The 6,000-nt window shown below is 63.6% G+C and carries 6 protein-coding genes; all 6 read left to right on the forward strand.

Going from position 1 to position 6,000, the window contains the following annotated elements; all coding sequences use genetic code 11:
• Nucleotides 1–19: 19 nt before the first annotated feature.
• The 6 genes from fumC to D7D26_RS05000 all read left to right on the forward strand — a co-directional run bounded on the left by fumC (nt 20) and on the right by D7D26_RS05000 (nt 5,910).
• Nucleotides 20–1,435, forward strand: a complete 1,416-nt coding sequence (fumC, locus tag D7D26_RS04975) for a class II fumarate hydratase (RefSeq protein WP_120372279.1) — start codon at nt 20–22, stop codon at nt 1,433–1,435.
• Between the two features lie 7 nt (nt 1,436–1,442).
• On the forward strand, nt 1,443–2,273 hold the full coding sequence (locus D7D26_RS04980) for a M55 family metallopeptidase (protein ID WP_078015973.1): 831 nt from the start codon (nt 1,443–1,445) through the stop codon (nt 2,271–2,273).
• Nucleotides 2,274–2,464: 191 nt separating this feature from the next.
• Complete coding sequence (locus D7D26_RS04985; protein ID WP_120372280.1) at nt 2,465–3,949, forward strand: NAD(P)/FAD-dependent oxidoreductase; 1,485 nt, start codon at nt 2,465–2,467, stop codon at nt 3,947–3,949.
• Nucleotides 3,946–5,187, forward strand: coding sequence for an NAD(P)/FAD-dependent oxidoreductase (locus tag D7D26_RS04990; RefSeq protein WP_078015975.1), 1,242 nt, complete (start codon nt 3,946–3,948; stop codon nt 5,185–5,187). The genes D7D26_RS04985 and D7D26_RS04990 overlap by 4 nt, the downstream gene beginning before the upstream one ends.
• The gene (locus tag D7D26_RS04995) at nt 5,184–5,564 is read left to right on the forward strand and encodes a DUF1667 domain-containing protein (protein WP_158606276.1); all 381 of its coding nucleotides are present in this window, start codon (nt 5,184–5,186) and stop codon (nt 5,562–5,564) included. The genes D7D26_RS04990 and D7D26_RS04995 overlap by 4 nt, the downstream gene beginning before the upstream one ends.
• A 52-nt stretch (nt 5,565–5,616) precedes the next feature.
• Nucleotides 5,617–5,910, forward strand: a complete 294-nt coding sequence (locus tag D7D26_RS05000) for a hypothetical protein (RefSeq protein ID WP_120372282.1) — start codon at nt 5,617–5,619, stop codon at nt 5,908–5,910.
• The last annotated feature ends 90 nt before the right edge of the window (nt 5,911–6,000 follow it).

The following is a 6,000-nucleotide window of genomic DNA, read 5'->3' on the forward strand; positions in this document are numbered from 1 at the left end:
AGAAAGGAGCGAGTTATCCATGGATTCCCGCATCGAAAGAGACAGCATGGGCGAGATCGCCGTCCCCGCCGAGCGTCACTGGGGCGCGCAGACGCAGCGCAGCTACGAGAACTTCCGCATCGGCACGGAGACGATGCCGCGCGGGATCATCGAAGCCTTCCTGATCCTCAAGAAAGCCGCCGCCGCGGCCAACGGCCGCCTTGGCGCGCTCGACGCCGAAACCGCCGCGGCGATCATGCACGCCACCGACGAGCTGCTGGCCGGCGGCCGCTGGGACGAATTCCCGCTCAAGGTCTGGCAGACGGGCAGCGGCACCCAGAGCAACATGAACGTCAACGAAGTGATCGCCCATCTCGCTTCCGAACGTTTGGGGCGGAAGATCCATCCCAACGACCACGTCAACCGCAGCCAGAGCAGCAACGACACGTTTCCCACGGCGCTGCACGTCGCCGCCGTGCTGGCCGTGGAAAAGGGAGTGCTTCCCGCGCTGGAAAAGATGCACGAGTGCTTGCAGGCCAAGTCGGAACGATACATGGATCTGGTCAAGATCGGCCGCACGCACCTGCAGGACGCCACGCCGCTGACGCTGGGACAGGAGATCGGCGGCTGGGCGCGCATGCTCGAACGCTGCCAGGCCATGATCATGACCGCCGTCGAGTTCATGAAGGATCTGGCCCTCGGCGGTACGGCCGTGGGCACCGGCCTGAACGCGCCCGAACAGTTCGGCAGATTCGCGGCGCAGGAGATCGGCGACATCACCGGCGTGGATTTCCGCACTGCGCCCAACAAGTTCCACTCGCTCACCAGCCGCGACGAGATCGTGGCGCTGCACGGCGCGCTCAAGGCGCTGGCCGCCGATCTGATGAAGATCGCCAACGACGTGCGCTGGCTCGCTTCCGGCCCGCGCTGCGGCCTCGGCGAGCTGAAGATCCCCGCGAACGAACCGGGAAGTTCGATCATGCCCGGCAAGGTCAATCCCACCCAGTGCGAGGCCGTGACCATGGTGGCCGTGCAGGTGATGGGCAACGACGCGGCCGTGGGCTTCGCGGCGTCGCAGGGCAACTTCGAGCTGAACGTGTTTTTGCCCGTGATCGCCTACAACTTTTTGCAAAGCTGCCGCCTGCTCGGCGACGCGATGAACTCCTTCACCGACCATTGCCTGGCCGGACTGGAGGCCGACGAGGCGCGCATCGCCGAGAACCTGAGCCGCAGCCTGATGCTGGTCACGGCGCTGGCGCCGAAGATCGGCTACGACAAGGCCGCCGAGATCGCCAAAAAAGCGAACGGCGAAGGCACGACGCTGCGCGAAGCGGCGCTGGCGCTTGGGTACCTGTCGGCCAAGGAATTCGACGCGGCCGTCCGTCCCGAGCTGATGGTCGGGCGCCCCGTGAGGGCCGTGAAGCCGCCCGCCGCGAAATCGGCGGAAAAGGAGTAACCGTCCGATGAGAATTTTTATCAGCGCCGACATGGAAGGCGCCACGGGCGTCACGTCCATCGCGCAGTGCGACAGCCGCCGTCCGGAATACGCTTTCGGCTGCAGGATGCAGCAGCGCGACGTGCTCGCGGCGGTGCGCGGCGCTCTGGACGGCGGCGCCGACGAGGTGATCGTCAACGACGCTCACAGTCACATGACCAATCTGGACATCGGCGAGTGGCCGAAGGGGGCGCGGCTGACCAGCGGCTCGCCCAAAACGCTGGGCATGATGGAAGGCTTCGACGAGTGCGACGGCATCTTCTTCCTCTGTTACCATGCCATGGCCGGCACGCGGTGCGCGGTGCTGGATCACACCATCGATCCGAACGTGGTTTACAGCGTGAAACTGAACGGCCTTGAAGTGGGCGAGATCGGCATCAACGCCGCGGCCGCTTCCGGCAAAAAAATCCCCGTGGCGTTGGTGACCGGCGACGACGCCGCCTGCTGCGAAGCCCGCGCCCTGTGGGGCGACACAGCCGTCACCGCCGCGGTGAAAAAGGCTCGCGGCCGCCTGGCCGCGACCTGCCTGGGACCGGAAGAGACTTACAAGATCATTTACGACGCGGCCATCAAGGCGGCGCAGCTGGTGCGCGGCAAAAAAGCGCCCGTGCTGGACTTCGCTCCGTCCTGGATCGCCGAGATCGCTTTTCTCAAGACCGCTCAATGCGATGTCGCCGCAACGCTGCCGTTCGTCGAGCGCCTCGACGGCCGCCGCGTCCGCTTCGGCGGCTCCGACTCCGTGGAAATGCGCCGCTGCGTCAGCGCCGTGCTCGATCTGGCGGGGACCGCGCCATTCTAACGCTGAAAGTATGGGCCGATTCCGTCCGCGGCGACGGGATCGGCTTTTTGCAGCCCATGAGATTCTGGGACAGGAGGCCGAAAAAACGTCGTTCCGCGCTGCAATAAGCCGTCAGCTTTTGTTCGGCGCGGCGCCCTTGTGTTCGAATTTTTGATGAAGAAACAGCGCGACAATCTTTGGGGGGATGGCAATTGAAGACAGACTATGACGTGGTCGTCGTCGGAGGCGGCGTGGTGGGGTGCGCCGTGGCGCGGGGGCTGGCGCAGTATCGCATCGGCGCCTGTCTCGTCGAACGCGAGCTTGACGTGTCGCTCGGCACAAGCTGCCGCAACAGCGGCGTGCTCCACTCGGGCATCAACTACAAGCCGGGCACGCTCCGCGCTGAACTGGCCGTGCGCGGCAACGCCATGATGGACGATCTGTGCCGCGACTTGAAGGTGAAAATCCGGCGCATCGGCAAGCTGACAGTCGCCCTTGACAGAGACGATCTGCCCGGCATCGAACGTCTTCACGCTCAGGGGCAGGCCAACGGCGTGCCGGGCCTGGAGATCATCGGTCCGGCGCGCATGCGTCAGATCCAGCCCGACGTACAGGGGATCGCGGCGCTGTGGTCGCCGACCAGCGCGATCATCTCGCCTTACGGCCTGACGATCGCCCTCGCCGAAAACGCCAAGGCCAACGGCGTCGACATCCGTCTCGATTGGCCGGTGGCGAACGTGAACGTGCTGCCGCAGGGGCGCGGCTTTGAAGTGAGAAACGATCGCGGCGACATGCTCACCTGCCGAGTGCTGGTGAATGCGGCGGGACTTTTTGCGGCGAAAATCTGCGAGATGGTGGGCATCGGGGATTATCGCATTTATCCCTGCCGCGGCGAATACTATGTGCTCGACAAGCGCCTCGGCGGTTCGTTGCGCACGCTGATCTACCCCACGCCGAATCCGAAAAATCCCGGCCTGGGCATTCACCTGACGCCGACGGTGGACGGCAATATCCTTATCGGGCCGAGCGCCGATTATCAGGATTCGCCTCGCTGGACCGGAAACGAAGCGCCGGTCATGGCGTCGCTGCGTGACGAAGGGCTCAAGCTGTTGCCCGACATCCACGTGTCCGATTATATCCGTACGTTCGCCGGCCTGCGCGCCAAGCGGGCGCCGCCGGAAGTCGGCGGCAACGCCGATTTCGTGATCGAGGACCGCCCTGACGTGAAAGGCTTCATCAACGTGCTCGGCATCGAGAGCCCGGGGCTGACCAGTTCTCCTGCGATCGCGGAGATGGTGCTCGGTTTTGTGGGAAATCATCTGGAACTGCGGCGCACCCCGGATTTCAATGGCGCACGTCCTGGCAACGCTCTGTCGTTCAGCGAGCGCAGTCCCGAGGAACGCGCCGACATGATCGCTGCGGATCCGGATTACGGCGAAATGATCTGTCGCTGCGAGGGCGTCAGCAAACGCGAAGTGCTGGACGCGCTCGACAATCCGCTGGGCGCGCGAGCCTTCGTCAGCCTCAAGTACCGTTCCCGCGTCTCCATGGGGCGATGCCAGGGCGGCTTCTGTTTTCCCCGTATCGTCCGCCTGCTGCGCGAGGAGTTCGATTGGGAGTGGGAGGACTTTGTGGATCACAGCGCTGCGTCCGCCATGTTTTCAGGCTGTGCGCTCGGCGGGGGTGAAGACCGGTGATCGGGGAAAGACACTGCGGCGTCGCCGTGATCGGCGGCGGTCCCGCCGGCCTGGCGGCGGCCATCTCGGCCTGCGAGGCCGGTTGCCGCGACGTGGTACTGGTCGAGCGCGACCGGCTCTTGGGCGGTATTCTCAATCAGTGTATCCATGACGGTTTCGGCCTGCATCGTTTCGGCGAGGCCATGACCGGTCCCGAGTACGCCCAGCGCGACATCGACCGCTTCGGCGAATTGGGGCTCGAGGCCATGACCGAGTCGATGGTATTGGAACTTTCGAAGGAGCGCGAGCTGCTCGTCAGCCGTCGCGGCGAGATGGTCCGACTCAGAGCGGACGCCGTCGTGCTGGCCATGGGGTGCCGCGAGCGCCCGCGCGGCGCTCTGTCGATCCCCGGCACGCGCCCGGCGGGCATTTACACGGCCGGGGCCGCGCAGAATCTTGTCAATCTCGAAAACCTGATGCCCGGCAAAAAGATCTGCATCCTCGGCTCCGGCGATATCGGCCTGATCATGGCACGCCGCATGACCTTGGAGGGAGCCGGCGTCGAGGCGGTTTTCGAACTGCTGCCCTACTCAAGCGGCCTGCCGCGCAACATCCAGCAATGTCTGAACGATTACGGCATTCCCCTTTATCTGAGCACGACCGTGACCGATATTGTCGGCGACGACCGCCTCGAAGCCGTGCAGGTGTCGCGGGTGGACGAAAAACGCCGCCCCATCCCCGGTACGGAGCGGATTTTCGAGTGCGATACTCTGTTGCTGTCCGTCGGGCTGATCCCCGAAAACGAACTGACGCGCATGGCCGGCATCGAAATGAATCCTGCGACCGGCGGTGCGGCGGTGGATGACGACTTTATGACCAGCGTTCCCGGCATTTTCTCGTGCGGCAACGTGCTGCACGTGCACGATCTGGTGGATTGGGTCTCTCTGGAGGCGGCCGAAGCGGGGGCGCGCGCGGCGGCTTATGCTCTCGGACGATCTCCTTGCAGAGAGAGCATCGTCGTTCGTCCCGGCGCCGGCGTGCGTTACACTACGCCTTCGCGGATCAGCGGCGAAAAAGACGTGTCCATTGCGTTCCGTCTCGTCTCTCCCGGCCGTGACCGCTGTCTCGTCGTGAGCGCCGATGGCCGTGAGATCCTGCGCGAAAAACGGGTGCGCCTTCATCCGGCCGTGATGGAACATCTCGGAGTCAGGGCCGCTGATCTGAAGGGCTGCTGCAGTTTGGAGGTGTCGGTGCAGTGAGCGAACGCCGCGAATATACTTGTATCGTCTGTCCCAATGGCTGTCCTCTGCAAGTCGAGACGAGCGACGGCGAAAAAGCGAAGCTTGTTTCGGTGACGGGCAATCTGTGTCCGCGCGGCGCCAGATGGGCGAAGCAGGAAGTGGAGGACCCGCGCCGTACCATTGCCACGAACGTGCTGGTGGAGGGCGGCACGCTGCCCGTGGCGAGCGTGCGCACGCTTGATGCCGTCCCGTTGAAGGACATCATGGCCGTGCGCGAAAGCCTGAAAGGAATCGTGCTCCATGCGCCGGTCCGGGCGGGCGACATCGTGGCCGATCATCCGGCCGGAGTCCCTTGCCGCGTCGCCGTCACGCGCCATGTGCCTCGCAAGGGCTGATTTTTCGTGATGAAATAGAATTTATGAAGTAAGGGGCTTGCGAAAATTCCGGATGGATTTCGCGAGCCCCTTTGTATTCGCACCGGTTGATTCTAAACTCTTGATAAAAAAACTTAACATGGCCCGCTGGCCCCCCGAGGGCGCTCTGGCGCTCAGGACGATCTCGCCTGCGGCGCAGTTCGTGGTGCGGATCTCCCTCGAGGCGCTCTCCCTGCCCAGCGTTTCAATCAAGAAGGAGTACAAGATTTTTGGAAGGCGGGGCGGCGGATTTGTCATTGAACACAACGCAAGAAATCCCGTTCTTATGTCAATAGCCAATAAAAATGTCACCATAACTGCTCATTAAAAAAGTCACCCCCTCACACTCTCATCACAGCAAGACACCTCGAAAGAACTCCCCATCGTGCCGCCATAACAACGTCTACGCGAACGTACA

Source organism: Pyramidobacter sp. CG50-2 (assembly GCF_003612005.1).
Classification (GTDB): Bacteria; Synergistota; Synergistia; order Synergistales; family Dethiosulfovibrionaceae; genus Pyramidobacter.

Coding starts and splice junctions, on each gene's coding strand:
- fumC (WP_120372279.1), top strand. CDS start 20: ATGGATTCCCGCATCGAAAGAGACAGCATGGGCGAGATCGCCGTCCCC.
- D7D26_RS04980 (WP_078015973.1), top strand. CDS start 1,443: ATGAGAATTTTTATCAGCGCCGACATGGAAGGCGCCACGGGCGTCACG.
- D7D26_RS05000 (WP_120372282.1), top strand. CDS start 5,617: ATGGATTTCGCGAGCCCCTTTGTATTCGCACCGGTTGATTCTAAACTC.